The sequence below is a fragment of the Mycobacterium paraterrae genome (assembly GCF_022430545.2).
In the GTDB taxonomy this organism is placed as follows: domain Bacteria; phylum Actinomycetota; class Actinomycetes; order Mycobacteriales; family Mycobacteriaceae; genus Mycobacterium; species Mycobacterium paraterrae.
This window is the reverse complement of sequence record NZ_CP092488.2, coordinates 3,314,691-3,331,363: the sequence shown is the minus strand read 5'-3', so window position 1 is coordinate 3,331,363 and position 16,673 is coordinate 3,314,691. Positions and strand designations below refer to the sequence as shown.

Below are 16,673 nucleotides of genomic sequence, written 5' to 3'. Positions count from 1 at the left end.
GAGGCGGGCTCGGGCCGCCGGCGCGTTACAACCCCACGGTAGCCCGGAAGATCTTCGTTGGCTCCTGCGCGACCAGCCGGATCGGGCCGTCGTCGGCGGCGACCCACGCGGCGGCGCCGCGGCTCAGCGTCAGCGTTCCCGATTTCCCGTGTACGGCGGTGGTGCCCTCGATGCAGAGCAGTATCTGCGGGCCTTGAGGAGCGCCGGGCCGCAACGGCGCGTCCACTTCGTGACCGACCTGCTCGTCACCGAGGGTGAGCATCGACGCCGCGAATTCTTCTGTTGGCGTGTCGTAGAACGACGCCAGCCCGTCGGGGTGCGTGTCGGCCCGCAGCTCCGACTCGGTGGTGGGATTGAAGTTCAGCACGCGCAGCAGTTCCGGAACGTCGACGTGCTTGGGTGTCAGGCCGCCGCGTAATACGTTGTCGGAGTTGGCCATTACCTCCAGGCCCACACCCCGCAGATAGGCGTGCAGATTTCCAGCCGAGAGATAGATGCCCTCGCCGGGGTTCAGCGTGATCCGGTTGAGCAGCAGCGAGGCGAGCACACCGGCGTCGCCGGGATAGCGTTCACCGAGTTCCAGCACGGTTTTGGCTTCGGCCGCGAATTCCGTTGCCCCGGAGCTCACGTAGTTGATCGCGCCGTCGAGCACCGCGGTCACCAAGACGTCGACGTGCGGTTGCGGCGCGGTGATCCAGGTGGTGAACAGCGCCCGCAGCCCGTCGGCGTCCGACTGGTCCTTCAGCAGATCGATGGCCGGGTCCAGGTCCGCCACGGCAAGGGCCTGCAACAGCTCGACGGTCTTGGCGGCAGGCCGAAATCCGGCGAGAGCCTCGAATTGATGCAGCGCCACCAGCAATTCGGGTTTGTGGCTGGCATCTCGGTAGTTGCGCACCGGCGCATTGACCGGAATTCCGAGTCGCTCCTCGCGTTGGAAGCCTTCGGCCGCCTGCTCGGCGCTGGGGTGCGCCTGGAGCGAGAGCGGTTCGTCGGCGGCCAAGACCTTCACCAGGAAGGGCAGCGCGTCACCGAATCGGCTACGCACCGCGGCACCGAGCTGGCCCTCGGGGTCGTCGATCACGGTCTGCAACAACGACACGTCGCCGCCCGGCTCCTGCAGCCACGACGGGTCGCCGGGGTTAGCGCCCAGCCAGAGTTCGGCTTCGGGATGCGCGGCCGGTACCGGGCGACCAGTGAACTCCGCGATGGCGGTCCGCGACCCCCACGCGTATGTCCGTATCGCTCCGCGTAGCAACTGCACTTGCCATTACCTCAGAACCAGTTATCCCCGCACCAGCCGCAAATAAACCGCCGCCATCTCCAACCGGACCGCCAATATCGCCAGCTGTTGCTCGGCCCGTTGCGCTCCGGGCAGGGCGGGGCCGCGGTCCACCGCGTCCGGCACGTCCCCGGCGCCGACCAGGTCGACGTCGTGCAAACCGGCAACCCGTGCCGTGACTACGGCCCGTTCGGCTTCCAGTGTCAGCACCAACAGCCTCAGCCGATCCGCGATCGGTCCATCGATTTCCTCGTCGTGGAACAACGATTCCGTCGGATCGACGAAGGCGGGCCCCGGACCGGCCCGCAGTGCCACCAAAGCGTCCGCCATGCTGCTGGCGGCCGCTACCTCGTGCGCGACGCGGAGCAGCATGCCGGACGCGTGTCGAGCCAGCGCGAGCGTCGCGGCGCAGTCGCCGGCAAACACCACCCGGCGTCGCGAGATCCGCTCGACCAGTGCCTTGGCCGGATTGGTGAACAATTCACGCCCGGCGCTGTTGCGCAATGCTTCCGCGTCCAGTTCGTCGGCCATGGCCGCCAGGTCCACCCGAAGTCGGGAATCGACGGCGCCAAGGACTGCCAGCCCAGCGGCCAGGAACCGAGAAAGTCCGAACTCGGGCGCAACCGGCAGCCGTGGCTCCAGCACCGCGACCCGGCCCGCGGTGCTGTCCCGCATCGGGCCTTCATACGGCGTAGCGATCACCACTCGTGCGCCGCGGCGCACTCCACTCGCGGCCGCCCCGACCAGAGCCGGGTCGCCGGGATCGTCTCCGGCGACGATCAGGACGTCCAGCGGTCCGATCCACGGCGGCGCCTCGGCGGCGATGACGATCGGCGCCGGCGCCGACCCGCCGGACGTCGCGGCCAGCATCGTGCCCGCCGTCTCGGCGACGCCGCGCCCGGCCACCCAGATGATGGTCCGCGGTCGGTCACCCGAGTCGTGCAGCGAATCCAGGGCGCCTTCGTCGACGGCGGCGGCGGCTGACCGGACGTGTGCGCCGGCCATCGACGCCGCCCGCAGCAGCCCGTCGCGATCGGCCCCGAGCAGGCCGTCGGTGTCGTCGAGGTCGATCACGGCGGGGGCCGCGTTCACCTGACGGCCTCGGGTTCGGCTCGCCGGTCCGTGAGCCGCCTGATCTCGCGGGCGACCTGTTCGACGACCGCGTCGACGTCCTCGCTGCTGCGCCCTTCCACGTTCAGCCTTAACAGCGGCTCGGTGTTGGAGGTACGCAGGTTGAACCAGCTGCCTTCGCCCAGGTCGACCGTCACCCCGTCCAGGTGGTCGATGGATTGAATCCGCTTGCCGAATGCCTTGAGCACCGCCTCGACGCAGGTCGCAGAATCGTCGACGGTGAAATTGATTTCGCCGGACGATTCGTAGAGTTGGTAGTCCGCGGTTAGGTCGGACAACGGGCGGTCCGCCCGGCCGAGTGCGGCCAGCACGTAGAGCGCGGCGAGCATGCCCGAGTCGGCTCCCCAGAAGTCGCGGAAGTAGTAGTGCGCCGAGTGTTCGCCGCCGAAGATGGCGCCCGTTTCGGCCATCAGCGCCTTGATGTAGGAGTGCCCCACCCGCGATCGGACCGGGGTGCCACCGCGCTCGATCACCAACTCGGGCACCGCGCGTGAAGTGATCAGGTTGTGGATCACGGTCGCGCCGATTTCGCGGGTCAACTCCCGCGCGGCGACGAGCGCGGTGACCGTCGACGGCGAGACCGGGCGGCCACGCTCGTCGATGACGAAGCAGCGGTCGGCGTCGCCGTCGAAGGCCAGCCCGATGTCGGCCCCGCTCTCACGCACGAACGTCTGCAGATCGGCCAAGTTGGCCGGGTCGAGCGGGTTGGCCTCGTGGTTCGGGAACGAGCCGTCGAGCTCGAAGTACAGCGGCAGCAACGTGAGCGACTCGATGGCACCGAGGACCGCGGGGGCGGTGTGGCCAGCCATCCCGTTGCCCGCGTCGACGGCCACCCGCAGCGGACGCAGTCCGTCGGTGTTGACCAGCGAGCGCAGGAATTCCCCATACTCGGCCAGCACGTCTTTGTCGGTCGTGGTTCCGGCGGTGGTCCCGGTGGGCGTTGGCACACCGGCGATCACCTCGTCGCTGATGGTCGTCAGTCCGGTGTCGGCACCGACCGGTTTGGCCCCCGCCCTGCACAGCTTGATGCCGTTGTATGCGGCCGGATTGTGGCTCGCGGTGAACATCGCGCCCGGGCAGTCGAGCAGCCCCGAGGCGAAGTAGAGCTGATCGGTGGACGCCAGCCCGATCCGGACCACGTCCAGGCCGTGCTCGTTGACGCCGTCGCCGAAGGCGGCCGCCAGCGCTGGAGAGCTGTCCCGCATGTCGTAGCCGACGACGACCTGGTGGGCGCCTTCGCTACGCATCAACCGGGCGAAGGCCGCGCCGACCTCTTTGACGAACGACTCGTCGATCTCCGTACCGACCAGACCTCGCACGTCATACGCCTTGATGACACGGTGAACAGCCGCAGGGGGCCGAGACATCGAGAGGGCTCCTGACGACGGCGACGTATTAGGGTGCCGCCAAGCCTATCTCGGGTAGGCGACAAGAGGGTGAGCACGCCTATTAAAGCTTTGCTACTCCGCGGGGTCGGGCAGCACCCGCAGGTGACCGCGGCGACGACCGTTCGTCGCCGGTCGCGGGGCGGCCGTCGTCAGCACTCCGGTGGCGGGCGCCTCGGCCGGCGCCACGCCGAACTGCCCGGCGGCCTCGTGAAAGCCGTTGACGGTGCCACCGCCGGCGGCCACATCGCGGCCCTCCCGCACGGCCTCGGCCAGCGCGATCAGATCGTCTTCGTCGGGGTTGGTGGCCAGCGGGCCGGCATGCCGAACCAGTTCCCACCCGCGCGGGGCGGTGATGCGGCTGGCATGGCTCACGCAAAGGTCCCAGGAGTGCGGCTCGCTGGCGACGGCCAGCGGGCCGACGACCGCTGTGGAGTCCGAGTAGACGAAGGTCAGCGTCGCAACCGCGTAATGCGGACACCCTGGCCGGCAGCAGCGACGCGGAACGTTCACGATCGAGAGGTTATCGTGCGAAAACGTTCGCGCCCCGGCGGACACGCGCATGCATTCGGGCCTGGATGCCCAACCGTTACCATCGCCAGGTGAGCGATTCGCGCAGCTCCCCGCGCGGTCGGCGCTCGCCGGGGAAAAAGGTGTCGCGCCGCGGCCGCGACATGCGGGGCCCACTGCTGCCGCCGACAGTTCCGGGATGGCGGAGCCGCGCCGAACGCTTCGACATGGCGGTTCTCGAAGCCTACGAGCCGATCGAGCGGCGTTGGCAGGACCGACTGTCCGGGCTCGACGTCGCCGTCGACGAGATCCCGCGGATTTCGGCGAAGGATCCGCACAACGTGCAGTGGCCGCCCGAGGTGGTCGCCGACGGGCCGATCGCGCTGGCCCGGTTGATCGCCGCGGGCGTCGACGTGCGCGGCAGCGCCACCCGTGCGCGAGTTGTGCTGTTCCGCAAACCAATCGAACGACGCGCCAAAGACACCATCGAGCTGGCCGAACTGCTGCACGAAATTCTGGTGGCCCAGGTCGCCACCTATCTGGATGTCGAACCGTCGGTCATCGACCCGACGATAGAAGACGAATAAATGGGTGATCGCAAGCGCGGCGCCGCCGCGCGCCGCGGGTCACAAGACGAATAAGCGGGCGACCGCGAGCGCGGCTGCTGCACGCTCAGCGGGTCACCCGCTATTCGATGATCTTTGAGGTCAGATGATTCCGCGCTTGAGGCGACGACGCTCGCGCTCGGAAAGCCCACCCCATATGCCGAACCGCTCGTCGTGAGCCAAGGCGTACTCGAGGCATTCGCTCCGCACTTCGCAGCCAAGGCAGATCTTTTTGGCCTCGCGGGTGGAGCCGCCCTTCTCAGGAAAGAACGCCTCTGGATCCGTTTGTGCGCACAATGCTCGGTCTTGCCACTGGTCGGTTGCCTCCTCGGTGCCCTCGAATTCGTCTTCGATGGCGTCGGGAACCAAACTCAAATGGGGCCTTTGCGATACCCCTGTCAACGGCAGACCGGGCACGGTGTGCGGTGTTCCTCCCATTAGCCCCCGAAGGTGTTCATAGGACATGCTCCGCCTCCTCACCTGGTTTCGTAGTTCGCGATTGTGACCACTGTTTTGATTTCGGTCATCTCTGATTCGAACATTTGATCGAATCTCGGTCTGCGACACCGAATCCGGCCGGCCAACCGAAATGACACTGCTGTGATTACACACGGGTAAGACCGGATTCGCAAGCGAATCGGCAGATTTCCATACCATCTCGTGATCAATTTTTTGCGGCACTGAGCCTTGACCGGGCGTGGCGTGTCGGTCACACCTGTCACACAAGGCAATCCGGCACCAACCGGGTGATTCTCTCACCCGACTCTCCCCGGGTTTGCGACGTCGCCGCGCGTACTGTCGTGCGGTGTGAAGGTGACGGTTTTGGTCGGCGGGGTCGGCGGCGCGCGCTTCCTGCTGGGGGTGCAACAGCTGCTCGGCCTCGGCCAATTCGGCTCCGGCTCCTCGCCTGCCGGCGACCACGAACTGACGGCTGTGGTGAACATCGGCGACGATGCCTGGATGCACGGGGTGCGCATCTGCCCGGACCTGGACACCTGCATGTACACCCTGGGCGGGGGCGTCGACCCGGAGCGTGGCTGGGGCCACCGCAACGAAACCTGGCACGCCAAAGAGGAACTCGCGCAATACGGGGTTCAGCCGGACTGGTTCGGACTCGGTGATCGAGATCTGGCGACGCACCTCGTGCGCAGCCAGATGCTGCGGGCCGGTTATCCGCTCTCCCAGGTGACCGCCGCGTTGTGCGACCGCTGGCAACCCGGTGCGCGACTGCTGCCCGTCACCGACGACCGTTGCGAAACCCACGTCGTCATTACCGATCCCGACGACGGGAGCCGACGAGCGATTCATTTCCAAGAGTGGTGGGTGCGTTACCGCGCGCAGGTGCCGACCCACAGCTTCGCATTTATTGGGGCCGAAAAAGCCAATGCCACAACAGAAGTCACTGATTCGATTGCCGACGCCGATGCGGTCTTGATTGCCCCGTCCAACCCAGTGGTGAGCGTCGGCGCGATCCTGGCCGTCCCCGGGATACGCTCGGCACTGCGGTCCACTGGCGCCCCCATCGTTGGCTACTCGCCGATCATCGGCGGAAAACCATTGCGCGGGATGGCCGATGCGTGCCTGACTGTCATTGGCGTGGAGTCGACCGCTGAAGCGGTCGGTCGGTATCACGGCGCGCGAGCCGGCACCGGCATCCTGGACTACTGGCTGATTCATGAGGGCGACCATGCCGAGATCGACGGCATGGGAGTGCGTTCGGTGCCGCTGCTGATGACCGACCCCAAGGCGACCGCCGAGATGGTTCGAGCCGGGCTCGAGCTTGCGGGCGTGGCGGTATGAGCACCAGCGAGCACGGCGCCGCGTCGCCGATCGAAATCCTGCCGGTGACCGGGCTTCCGGAGTTCCGGCCCGGCGACGACCTGACCGCGGCGCTCGCGACGGCCGCGCCCTGGTTGCGCGACGGCGACGTGTTGGTGGTGACCAGCAAAGTGCTGTCCAAGTGCGAAGGCCGCCTGGTGCCCGCGCCGGAAGACCCCGAACAACGAGATACCCTGCGCCGCAAGCTCGTTGACGCTGAATCCGTTCGAGTACTGGCGCGCAAAGGCCGTACGCTGATCACCGAGAACGGGCTGGGTGTGGTGCAGGCGGCGTCTGGCGTCGACGGATCCAACATCGGCACCGACGAATTGGCTTTGCTGCCCGTCGATCCCGATGGCAGTGCCGCGGCGCTACGGTCCGGGCTGCGCGACGTCCTGGGTGTCACCGTCGGTGTCGTCATCACCGACACCATGGGCCGCGCCTGGCGCAACGGCCAAACCGACGCCGCCGTGGGCTCGGCCGGCGTCTCGGTGCTGCACGGCTACGCCGGCGCGGTCGACCGGCACGGCAACGAACTGGTGGTCACCGAAGTCGCGGTCGCTGACGAAATCGCGGCCGCGGCCGACCTCGTCAAAGGCAAGCTGACCGCGGTCCCGGTCGCGGTCGTGCGCGGGTTGCCCGCCGCTGTGGTCACCGAAACCGGGGCGACCGCGCGCCATCTCGTGCGCTCTGGCACCGACGACCTGTTCTGGCTCGGTACCGCGGAAGCCCTGGAGCTCGGTCGCCGACAGGCGCAGCTGTTCCGGCGCTCGATACGCCAGTTCGCCGACGAGCCCGTGGCGCCGCACCTGATCGAAGACGCGGTGGCCGAAGCGCTGACCGCCCCCGCACCGCACCACACCCGGCCGGTGCGCTTCGTGTGGCTGCAGACCCGGGCCATCCGCGACCGGCTGCTCGAGCGGATGCGCGACAAGTGGCGAGCCGACCTCACCGGCGACGGCAAGCCCGCCGACGCGGTCGAGCGACGGGTCGCGCGCGGCCAGATCCTCTACGACGCACCCGAAGTCGTCATCCCCTTCCTGGTGCCCGACGGCGCCCACAGTTATCCCGACGCCGCCCGCACCGACGCCGAGCACACGATGTTCACCGTCGCGGTCGGCGCCGCGGTTCAGGCCCTGCTGGTGGCCTTGGCGGTGCGCGGCGTCGGCAGCTGCTGGATCGGGTCGACGATTTTCGCCGCTGACTTGGTTCGCGCCGAGCTGGACCTGCCCGGGGATTGGGAACCGTTGGGCGCCATCGCGATCGGCCATCCGAACGAGCCCGTCACCGAGCCTCGCGAACCGGTAAAGGTCGGCGATCTGCTGGTGCGCAAGTGAGCGTGCGGTCCTCGGCGATCGCGCTGCTCAGCGACTGGCGGCCACCAGACCATTCGCAGGACTCGATCCGCAACGCCGTGCTGGCGTTCCTAGACGCCCGCGAGGACGCCTGCCGGCGGGAATGCGTGCCAGGACACATCACCGCGTCGGCGCTGGTGCTGGACGACAGCGGGGGCCAAGTCCTGCTGACGCTGCATCCGCGACTCGGCCGGTGGGTCCAATTGGGCGGGCACTGCGAGGATTCCGACGCGGACATCCACGCGGCCGCGCTGCGTGAGGCCGTCGAGGAATCCGGTGTCGGCGGGTTGACGCTGTCGCCCGACCTGGCCGCGATCAATGTGCACGCGCTCACCTGTTCGCTGGGTGTGCCGACCCGCCATCTCGACCTGCAGTTCGTGGCGCACGCGCCGGCAGGCGCGCAGATCGTGCTCAGCGACGAATCCGTCGACCTGCGTTGGTGGCCAATCGACGGGCTGCCCGACGGCACCGACGAGGCACTGAGATATCTGGTGCAGCAGGCGACCGGAGCGGGCGGCCGGCTGTAGTCTCGCCGCCGCCGTCCGCCGAGAGTGCGGCTAGACGCACGCTCGAGCCCCAGAGTGCGGCCAGCCGCAGGCTCGGCGAGTGAAGCCCGCCTAGACGTCGCTGGAGTAGCGGATTCCGCCGTCGGGGATGGCGACGCCCGGCCATACCCGCGCTCCGCGCAGCAGCTCGCAGCGGGCACCGATGTCGGCGCCGTCGCCGATCACGCCGTCGCGAATCAGCGCGCGCGGACCGATCCGCGCGCCGAACCCGATGATCGAGCGCTCGATCACGCTGCCCGCCTCCACCTTCACGCCGTCGAAGATCACCGCGCCGTCCAGCCGTGCGCCCGGCCCGATTTCGGCGCCGCGCCCGACGACCGTGCCGCCGATGAGCAACGCACCCGGCGACACCGCCGCGCCGTCGTGCACCAGCTGTTCACCGCGGTGGCCGCCGAGCGCCGGCGACGGCGCGATGCCGCGCACCAGATCAGCCGAACCGCGTACGAAGTCTTCCGGGGTGCCCATGTCGCGCCAGTAGCTGGCATCGACGTAGCCGCACACCTTGACGCCGTCCGACAGCAGCGTGGGGAACACTTCCCGCTCGACCGACACCTCGCGCCCGCGCGGGATGCGATCGATGGTCTCGCGGGAGAATACGTAGCAGCCGGCGTTGATCTGGTCGGTCGGCGGATCTTCCGTCTTCTCCAAAAACGCTGTCACACGGCCATTTTCGGTCGGCACGCAACCGAAGGCGCGCGGGTCGCCGACCCGAACCAAGTGCAGCGTCAGGTCGGCCTGCTGCTCATAATGGGAGTCCAGCAGCTGACCGAGGTCGGCACCGGACAGCACGTCGCCGTTGAACACCATCGCTGTGTCGTAGCGCAGACGGCTCGCCACATTGGCGATTCCGCCGCCGGTGCCCAGCGGCGTCTGCTCCGTGACGTACTCGATCTGCAGACCCAATTTCGAGCCGTCGCCGAATTCCGCCTCGAAAACCGTCGGCTTGTAGGACGTTCCGAGAATCACGTGCTCGATCCCGGCCGCGGCAATGCGAGACAGCAGGTGAGTCAGGAACGGCAGACCGGCCGTCGGCAACATCGGCTTGGGCGCCGAGAGCGTCAGCGGGCGCAGCCGGGTGCCCTTGCCGCCGACCAGAACAACCGCGTCAACCGGTTTCATGTCAGCTCCGCCCTTCGGAGTTACGCATCATCACACGCGACCGCACTGCCAGGCCGGCCCGGAAGCCCCAGCGCAGCGGCGCACGCCAAGGCCCAGGATGCCGGTCGGCAAGGTAGGTATAGGTGCTTTTGTGATGCGCGGCCAGATTGCGCGACGATTCGCGCGCGGTCGCATGCCCTTTGTGGTGAAGCACTTCGGCCGTCGGCACGTAGACGTTCAGCCAGCCGGCCCGGCCCAGCCGGTCGCCGAGATCGACGTCTTCCATGTACATGAAGTAGCGCTCGTCGAACCCGCCGACCTGCTCGAACGCCGCGCGGCGCACCAGCAGACATGAGCCGGACAGCCAGCCGACCGGTCGCTCGCTGGGTTCGAGCCGCTCCTGGCGGTAGGCGGCCGTCCACGGGTTCTTCTTCCACAGCGGTCCGAGCACGGCGTGCATCCCGCCGCGGATCAGGCTGGGTAATTCGCGCGCCGACGGATACACCGACCCGTCGGGGTCGTGGATCAGTGGACCCAGCGTCGCAGCGCGCGGCCAGCGCGTCGCGGCGTCCAGCAGCGCGTCGATGCTGCCCGGACCCCACTGAACGTCGGGATTGGCCACGACGATCCACTCGTCGGCGTCACCCAACTCGGCTACCGCGCGGTTCACCGCGCTGCCGTAACCGAGGTTGTCCCCCATGGGCAGCAGCTGAACGCCCGGATAGCGCTCGACCGCGGCCTGCGGGGTGCCGTCGGTGGAGCCGTTGTCGGCCATCAAAACGCTCACCGGCCGCTCGGTCGCGTGGGACAGCGAGGCCAGGAAACGGTCGAGATGCACGCCCGGCGAATAGGTCACGGTCACTACCGGCAGGACGTCACTCACGCGTTGAGGGTAGCGGTCGAGGAGGCGCAAGCGCCTCAGCAGGGAACAGCGAGCGCCGCGGCGAGTGCATCGCGCCACGGACGCAGCGGCGAGAGTCCCGCCGCTTGCGACTGGCGACCGGACAGCGCCGAGTACGCCGGCCGCACAGCCGGTCGTGGGTTGTCGGCACTGCTCACCGGCCGCACCCGGTCGGGGTCGGCGCCGAGAATCTCGAACACCGCGCGAGTCTGCCCGTAGCGCGTGACCTCGCCGGCATTGGCGGCGTGCACGATGCCGCCGGGGGCGTGCACTTTGCCGTCGGCCACCTCGAGCAGGGCAGCGACCAGGTCAGCGGTATAGGTGGGCGAGCCGGTCTGGTCGTCGACCATGTTGACGACGGCGTCTCCGGCGGCCAGTCTGCGCATCGCCGCAACGAAGTCCTTGCCGTTGCCGCCGGTGTAGACCCACGCGGTCCGGACCACCACGGCCTGCGGCAACGCCTCCAGCACCGCGTGCTCGCCGGCCAACTTGGTCTGCCCGTAGACACTCAGCGGGCGGGTTTCGTCATCTGGCTCGTATGGACGGGAAGCAGCGCCGTCGAAGACGTAATCGGTCGAGATGTGCACCATCTGCGCGCCCACCTGCGCGCAGGCCTGCGCGATGTAGCCCGGGCCGGCGGCGTTGATCGCATGCGCGCGGTCCGGTTCGCGTTCCGCGTCGTCGACGGCGGTGTAGGCCGCGCAGTTGACCACGATGTCGCCGGCCTGCACGATCTGGCCGGCGCGCTGGGGATCCGCGATGTCCCATTGCGACGACGTCAACGCCAGCACGTCACGTCCCTGTCTGGTCGCCTCGGCCTTGAGGAAGCTGCCAACCTGCCCGCCTGCCCCAGCGATCACAATTCTGCTAGCCAATCTAGCGCCGCTCCTCCTCATCGCTCCGCTCTGCATCGTCGCCAGCGGCCATCGATCGCAAGTCTGGCACGCCGAGACCCGGTTACCCCAGTTACGGGTGTTACACAAGTAATCTAGCGTGATGCCTGAGCAGCGGGTGATTCGTGTGATTGCGACGGTGACGGCCGCATTGGTCGTCCTGGTGACGGGGGTGGCGTGGAGCAAGGTCCGCTCCTTCGAGGACGGGATCTACCACGTGTTTTCGCCGTCGCTGGGACATGGTGACGATGACGGTGCGATCGACATCCTGCTGGTCGGTATGGACAGCCGCACCGACGCGCACGGCAACCCGCTGAGCCCGCAGGAGTTGGCGTCGCTGCGGGCCGGCGATGAAGTGGCCAGCAACACCGACACGATCATCCTGGTCCGCATCCCCGACAACGGGAAGTCGGCGACCGCGATCTCGATCCCCCGCGACACCTACGTGTCCGCGCCGGGTCTTGGGAAAACCAAGATCAACGGCGTCTACGGCCAGACCAAGGAGGAGAAGCGGGTCAGCCTGGTCGAATCCGGTGCCGCCCCGGACGAGGCCGAGCGAGAGGGCACCGAAGCCGGCCGCGAGGCGTTGATCAAGACCGTCGGCGACCTGACCGGGGTCACCGTCGACCACTACGCCGAGATCGGGCTGCTCGGCTTCTCGCTGATCACCGACGCCCTCGGCGGAGTCAATGTCTGCCTCAAAGCACCTGTCTACGAACCACTTTCGGGTGCCGACTTTCCAGCCGGTCCGCAGAAGCTGAATGGTCCGCAGGCGCTGAGCTTCGTCCGCCAGCGGCACGAACTCCCCCGCGGCGACCTCGACCGCGTGGTACGCCAGCAGGTGGTGATGTCGTCACTGGCCCACCAGGTGATCTCCGGCAAGACGCTGTCCAGCCCGGCCACGATGAACCGCCTGCAGGCCGCGATCCAGCGTTCGGTCGTGCTGTCGTCCGGTTGGGACATCATGGATTTCGTCAACCAGCTGCAGAAGCTCGCCGGCGGCCGGGTCGCGTTCGCCACCATTCCGGTGCTCGACGAGTCCGGCTGGAGCGACGACGGCATGCACAGCGTGGTGCGCGTCGATCCGCATCAGGTGCAGTCCTGGGTTTCCGGCCTTTTGGAAGGGCAAGCCAAGGGCAAGACCGAAGAGCTCAGCTATGCGCCGGACAAGACCAACGCCAGCGTGCTCAACGACACCGACATCAACGGGCTGGCCTCGTCGGTCTCACAAGTGTTGACCGCCAAGGGATTCGGCACAGGCAAGGTCGGCAACAACGACGCCGCGCACGTCAAGAACAGCCAGGTGCAGGCCGCCAAGCCGGACGATGTCGGCGCTCAGGCCGTCGCCAAGGAACTCGGCGGCCTGCCCGTCGTCGCCAATTCCTCGGTGCCGCAGGGCACGGTCCGGGTGGTGCTCAGCAGCGACTACTCGGGCCCAGGCTCGGGACTCAGCGACGGCGGCCCGAAGCTGGCGGCCGCGTCGCATCCCGACTCGTCGGACGCTCCGCCGCCGTCGCCGATCCTGACCGCCGGCTCCGACCACCCGGAGTGCGTCAACTAATACTGGAGCGGTGACGACACCGTGCCGACGACGATGCAGAGCGCGAAGCGCGATGAAGAGGAGTGGCACCAATTAATCTCAGCGCCGCGATTCTGGATCCGATGCTGCGTGCCGACCCGGTGGGCCCGCGCATCACCTACTACGACGACGCGTCCGGCGAGCGCATCGAGTTGTCGGCCGTGACGCTGGCCAACTGGGCGGCCAAGACCGGCAACCTGCTGCGCGACGAGCTCGGTGCGGGCCCCGGTAGCCGCATTGCGGTGCTGCTGCCCGCACACTGGCAGACCGCGGCGGTGCTTTTCGGGGTCTGGTGGATCGGCGCCGAAGTCGTGCTCGACGGGGATGCCGACGTCGCACTCTGCACGGCCGACCGTCTGGACGAGGCAGACGCCACCGGGGCCGGCGAGGTAGCGGCGCTCTCACTCGACGCCTTCGGCCGTCCGGTGCCTGACCTGCCGATCGGCGTCACCGACTACGCGACCGCGGTGCGGGTGCACGGTGACCGGATCGTCGGTGAGCCGAATCCCGGCCCGGCGTTCGACGGCCGATCCGTCGGAGAGTTACTGGATGCGTGCCACCGAGCCGCAGAAACGCTGACGTTGACGTCGACCGACCGGGTGTTGTCCAGCGCGGCATGGGACAGGGCCGACGCCGTGATCGACGGCCTGCTCAGCGTGCTGTCGGTGGGCGGGTCGCTGGTCTACGTCGCCAATCCCGACCCCGCCACGCTCGCCCGCAAGTCGGAGACGGAAAAGGTCACGCGCACGATCTAGCCACTCCAGCCCCACCAGCATCACGACGGGTGGCGTGCACCTTTTGCCCGCCTTCGAGCGAATTTGCCGATGTGCGGCTCCAATTCGCTCAGAGGCGGGCACATCGGTACCCCCGTCGAGCGTGGTACGCCTGGGATAGCTGAGGCTCCTGCGAATGCCCGGCCGAGCGGGCGCTCGGCTCCAGGGGCCCGCCGGCCGGGCGCTCGAGCAATCGAAAGCCCGCGACGACACATGTTGATATCGCTATATGTCGATGCTACCGTCGTCTGAGGTCGTCGAAACGAATAAACTCGTGCCCACGAGACAACAGGAGGACGTTCGCAATGGTGCTGTCAGGCCTACTCGGAAAAGCTGCTGGGACGGTGGTCACCGGGCTGGTCGGCGTCAGCGCCTACGAGCTCGTGCGCAAGGGTTTGAGCAAGGCCCCCATCCACGAGGCCGCGGTGTCGGCGACCGAGTGGAGCCTGCGCGGCACCCGGCGAGCCGAGGAAGCCGCGGAGTCGGCCCGGCTGAAGCTGGCCGACGTGGTGGCCGAGGCCCGCGAGCGCATTGGCGAGGAGGCGCAGCCGCCCGCCATCGGCGACCACGATCACGACCACGACCACTGATCGGCGCGCTGTGCTCGCCGAGGTGACGACCGATCTCCAGGTCGTGTCCGACGCCGCGGGGCGCATGCGGGTGAAGGCGCCCTGGGTGCGCGCGAATTCGCGGCGCGCGGTCGCGGTAGAGGAAGCGGTCGACCGTCAGCAGGGCGTGCGCGCTGTGCACGCCTACCCGCACACCGGCTCGGTCGTCGTCTGGTATTCGCCGAAGCGGACGGACCGCGAGAAAGTTTTGAAGGCCATCGCCGAGGCCGAACACGTTGCCGCCGAACTGATTCCCGCTCGCACTCCGCGATCGGCGGACATTCGCAACACAGAAGTCCTGCGCATGGTGATCGGCGGCGCCGCGCTGGCGCTGCTCGGTGTGCGCCGCTACGCGTTCCAGCGTCCCCCGCTGCTGGGCCCGTCCGGTCAGCTGGTCGCCACCGGCGCAACGATTTTCATGGGCTACCCGTTCCTGCGCGGCGCGTTGCGCGGGCTGCGATCCGGCCGCGCCGGCACCGACGCATTGGTGACCACCGCGACGGTGGCCAGCCTGGTGTTGCGAGAGAACGTCGTCGCGCTCACCGTGCTGTGGCTGCTGAACATCGGTGAATACCTTCAGGATCTGACGCTGCGTCGCACCCGGCGGGCAATCTCGGATCTGCTGCGTGGCACCGCCGACATGGCCTGGATTCAGCTGGACGACGGTAACGAGGTCCAGGTGCCGGTCGATACCGTTCAGGTCGGCGACGACGTGGTGGTCCACGACCACGTGGCGATACCGGTCGACGGCGAGGTGGTCGACGGCGAGGCAGTGGTCGACCAGTCCGCGATCACCGGCGAGACCTTGCCGGTGAGCATCGTCGCCGGCAAGGTCGTACACGCCGGATCAGTCGTGTTGCGCGGCCGCCTGGTGATCCGTGCCCGCGCGGTCGGCAACCAGACCACGATCGGTCGGATCATCTCCCGGGTAGAAGAGGCCCAGCTCGACCGGGCACCGATCCAGACGGTCGGCGAGAACTTCTCCCGGCGCTTCGTGCCGATATCGTTCATCGTCTCCGCGGTCACGCTCGTGTTGACCGGAGATGTCCGGCGCGCGATGACGATGCTGCTGATCGCCTGCCCCTGCGCGGTCGGCCTGTCTACGCCCACTGCGATCAGCGCAGCGATCGGCAACGGCGCACGCCGCGGCATCCTGGTCAAGGGCGGGTCCCACCTCGAGCAGGCCGGTCGGGTCGACGCGATTGTCTTCGACAAGACCGGAACCCTCACCGTCGGCCGGCCCGTCGTCACGAACATCATTGCGCTGCATGATGATTGGCAGCCTGAACAGGTGCTCGCCTACGCAGCGAGCTCGGAACTGCACTCCCGGCACCCGCTGGCCGAGGCGGTGATCCGCTCGACCGAGGAACGCCGGATCACCATCCCGCCGCATGAGGAATGCGAGGTGCTGGTCGGTCTGGGCATGCGGACCTGGGCGGACGGCCGGACCCTGTTGCTGGGCAGCCCGTCGCTGCTGCGCGCCGAGCACGTCACGGTCTCACAAGAGGCGTCGGACTGGGTGGACAAGCTGCGCCAGCAGGCCGAGACTCCGCTGCTCCTTGCCGTCGACGACACCCTGGTGGGCCTGATCAGCCTGCGGGACGAGGTCCGCACTGAAGCGCCCGATGTGTTGAAGAAGCTGCGCGCCAACGGGATTCGTCGCATCGTCATGCTCACCGGCGATCATCCCGAGATCGCGAAAGTCGTTGCCGCCGAGCTCGGTATCGACGAGTGGCGCGCCGAGGTGATGCCCGAGGACAAGCTCGAGGTAGTCCGCCACCTTCAAGACGAGGGGTACGTCGTCGGTGTGGTCGGCGACGGCATCAATGACGCGCCCGCGCTGGCGGCCGCCGACATCGGTATTGCGATGGGCCTCGCCGGCACTGACGTCGCGGTGGAGACCGCGGATGTGGCGCTGGCCAACGACGACCTACGGCGACTGCTGGACGTGGGCGACCTGGGAACGCGCGCGGTCGAGGTGATCCGGCAGAACTACGGCATGGCGATCGCCGTCAACGCCGCAGGGCTGCTGATCGGCGCCGGGGGCGCGCTCTCGCCGGTGCTTGCCGCGATCCTGCACAACGCGTCCTCGGTGGCGGTCGTCGCAAACAGTTCACGTCTGATTCGGTACCGCCTGGACTGAATGCCGCTGGAGAAACACGCTGGCCTCGT

General features: G+C 68.1%; 16 protein-coding genes. 8 read left to right on the top strand and 8 right to left on the bottom strand.

Going from position 1 to position 16,673, the window contains the following annotated elements:
- Positions 1 to 25 precede the first annotated feature (25 nt).
- From manA to MKK62_RS16055, 4 genes are all read right to left on the bottom strand, one after another.
- Positions 26 to 1,261 carry a mannose-6-phosphate isomerase, class I gene (gene manA / locus MKK62_RS16070; protein ID WP_240258947.1) on the bottom strand — a complete coding sequence of 412 codons (1,236 nt, stop codon included), beginning with the start codon at positions 1,259 to 1,261 and terminating at the stop codon, positions 26 to 28.
- Between the two features lie 21 nt (positions 1,262 to 1,282).
- On the bottom strand, positions 1,283 to 2,371 hold the full coding sequence (locus tag MKK62_RS16065; protein ID WP_240258949.1) for a TobH protein: 1,089 nt from the start codon (positions 2,369 to 2,371) through the stop codon (positions 1,283 to 1,285).
- The gene (locus MKK62_RS16060; RefSeq protein WP_240258956.1) at positions 2,368 to 3,777 is read right to left on the bottom strand and encodes a phosphomannomutase/phosphoglucomutase; all 1,410 of its coding nucleotides are present in this window, start codon (positions 3,775 to 3,777) and stop codon (positions 2,368 to 2,370) included. The genes MKK62_RS16065 and MKK62_RS16060 overlap by 4 nt, the downstream gene beginning before the upstream one ends.
- A gap of 93 nt (positions 3,778 to 3,870) precedes the next feature.
- Positions 3,871 to 4,308: a DUF3499 domain-containing protein gene (locus tag MKK62_RS16055; RefSeq protein WP_240258957.1), complete on the bottom strand. Its 438-nt coding sequence runs from the start codon at positions 4,306 to 4,308 to the stop codon at positions 3,871 to 3,873.
- Positions 4,309 to 4,469: 161 nt separating this feature from the next.
- Between MKK62_RS16055 and MKK62_RS16050 the strand changes: the two genes are divergently transcribed.
- Complete coding sequence (locus MKK62_RS16050) at positions 4,470 to 4,892, top strand: metallopeptidase family protein (protein ID WP_240264119.1); 423 nt, start codon at positions 4,470 to 4,472, stop codon at positions 4,890 to 4,892.
- Positions 4,893 to 5,012: 120 nt separating this feature from the next.
- Here the strand turns inward: MKK62_RS16050 and MKK62_RS16045 are convergent, their stop codons facing one another.
- Positions 5,013 to 5,348 carry a WhiB family transcriptional regulator gene (locus tag MKK62_RS16045; protein ID WP_240264120.1) on the bottom strand — a complete coding sequence of 112 codons (336 nt, stop codon included), beginning with the start codon at positions 5,346 to 5,348 and terminating at the stop codon, positions 5,013 to 5,015.
- Between the two features lie 369 nt (positions 5,349 to 5,717).
- Here MKK62_RS16045 and cofD point away from each other — a divergent pair, with 369 nt between their 5' ends.
- Genes cofD through MKK62_RS16030 form a run of 3 tightly spaced genes read left to right on the top strand, consistent with a single transcriptional unit; the run spans position 5,718 to position 8,610 of the window.
- Positions 5,718 to 6,710 carry a 2-phospho-L-lactate transferase gene (gene cofD / locus MKK62_RS16040; protein ID WP_240258960.1) on the top strand — a complete coding sequence of 331 codons (993 nt, stop codon included), beginning with the start codon at positions 5,718 to 5,720 and terminating at the stop codon, positions 6,708 to 6,710.
- Complete coding sequence (locus MKK62_RS16035) at positions 6,707 to 8,065, top strand: coenzyme F420-0:L-glutamate ligase (RefSeq protein WP_240258962.1); 1,359 nt, start codon at positions 6,707 to 6,709, stop codon at positions 8,063 to 8,065. Before cofD ends, MKK62_RS16035 begins: the two co-directional genes overlap by 4 nt.
- Complete coding sequence (locus MKK62_RS16030) at positions 8,062 to 8,610, top strand: NUDIX hydrolase (protein ID WP_240258970.1); 549 nt, start codon at positions 8,062 to 8,064, stop codon at positions 8,608 to 8,610. Before MKK62_RS16035 ends, MKK62_RS16030 begins: the two co-directional genes overlap by 4 nt.
- Positions 8,611 to 8,700: 90 nt before the next feature.
- On the opposite strand, the gene manB is transcribed toward MKK62_RS16030, so the two are convergent.
- Genes manB through rfbD form a run of 3 tightly spaced genes read right to left on the bottom strand, consistent with a single transcriptional unit; the run spans position 8,701 to position 11,523 of the window.
- Positions 8,701 to 9,768 carry a mannose-1-phosphate guanylyltransferase gene (manB, locus tag MKK62_RS16025; RefSeq protein ID WP_240258972.1) on the bottom strand — a complete coding sequence of 356 codons (1,068 nt, stop codon included), beginning with the start codon at positions 9,766 to 9,768 and terminating at the stop codon, positions 8,701 to 8,703.
- Between the two features lies 1 nt (position 9,769).
- Entirely contained in the window at positions 9,770 to 10,630 is an 861-nt protein-coding gene (locus tag MKK62_RS16020; protein WP_240258974.1) for a glycosyltransferase family 2 protein, read from the bottom strand.
- A 35-nt stretch (positions 10,631 to 10,665) separates the two neighbouring features.
- A complete protein-coding gene (rfbD, locus tag MKK62_RS16015) occupies positions 10,666 to 11,523 on the bottom strand; it encodes a dTDP-4-dehydrorhamnose reductase (RefSeq protein ID WP_240258976.1) in 858 nt (285 codons plus the stop codon).
- A 118-nt stretch (positions 11,524 to 11,641) separates the two neighbouring features.
- On the opposite strand from rfbD, the gene MKK62_RS16010 reads away from it, so the two are divergent.
- The 4 genes from MKK62_RS16010 to ctpC all read left to right on the top strand — a co-directional run bounded on the left by MKK62_RS16010 (position 11,642) and on the right by ctpC (position 16,644).
- The gene (locus MKK62_RS16010) at positions 11,642 to 13,102 is read left to right on the top strand and encodes an LCP family protein (protein WP_434084952.1); all 1,461 of its coding nucleotides are present in this window, start codon (positions 11,642 to 11,644) and stop codon (positions 13,100 to 13,102) included.
- Between the two features lie 101 nt (positions 13,103 to 13,203).
- Positions 13,204 to 13,875, top strand: a complete 672-nt coding sequence (locus MKK62_RS16005) for a TIGR03089 family protein (RefSeq protein ID WP_240264121.1) — start codon at positions 13,204 to 13,206, stop codon at positions 13,873 to 13,875.
- Between the two features lie 323 nt (positions 13,876 to 14,198).
- Positions 14,199 to 14,483, top strand: a complete 285-nt coding sequence (locus tag MKK62_RS16000) for a DUF1490 family protein (protein WP_240258984.1) — start codon at positions 14,199 to 14,201, stop codon at positions 14,481 to 14,483.
- Between the two features lie 64 nt (positions 14,484 to 14,547).
- Positions 14,548 to 16,644, top strand: a complete 2,097-nt coding sequence (gene ctpC / locus MKK62_RS15995) for a manganese-exporting P-type ATPase CtpC (RefSeq protein ID WP_240264122.1) — start codon at positions 14,548 to 14,550, stop codon at positions 16,642 to 16,644.
- Positions 16,645 to 16,673 lie beyond the last annotated feature (29 nt).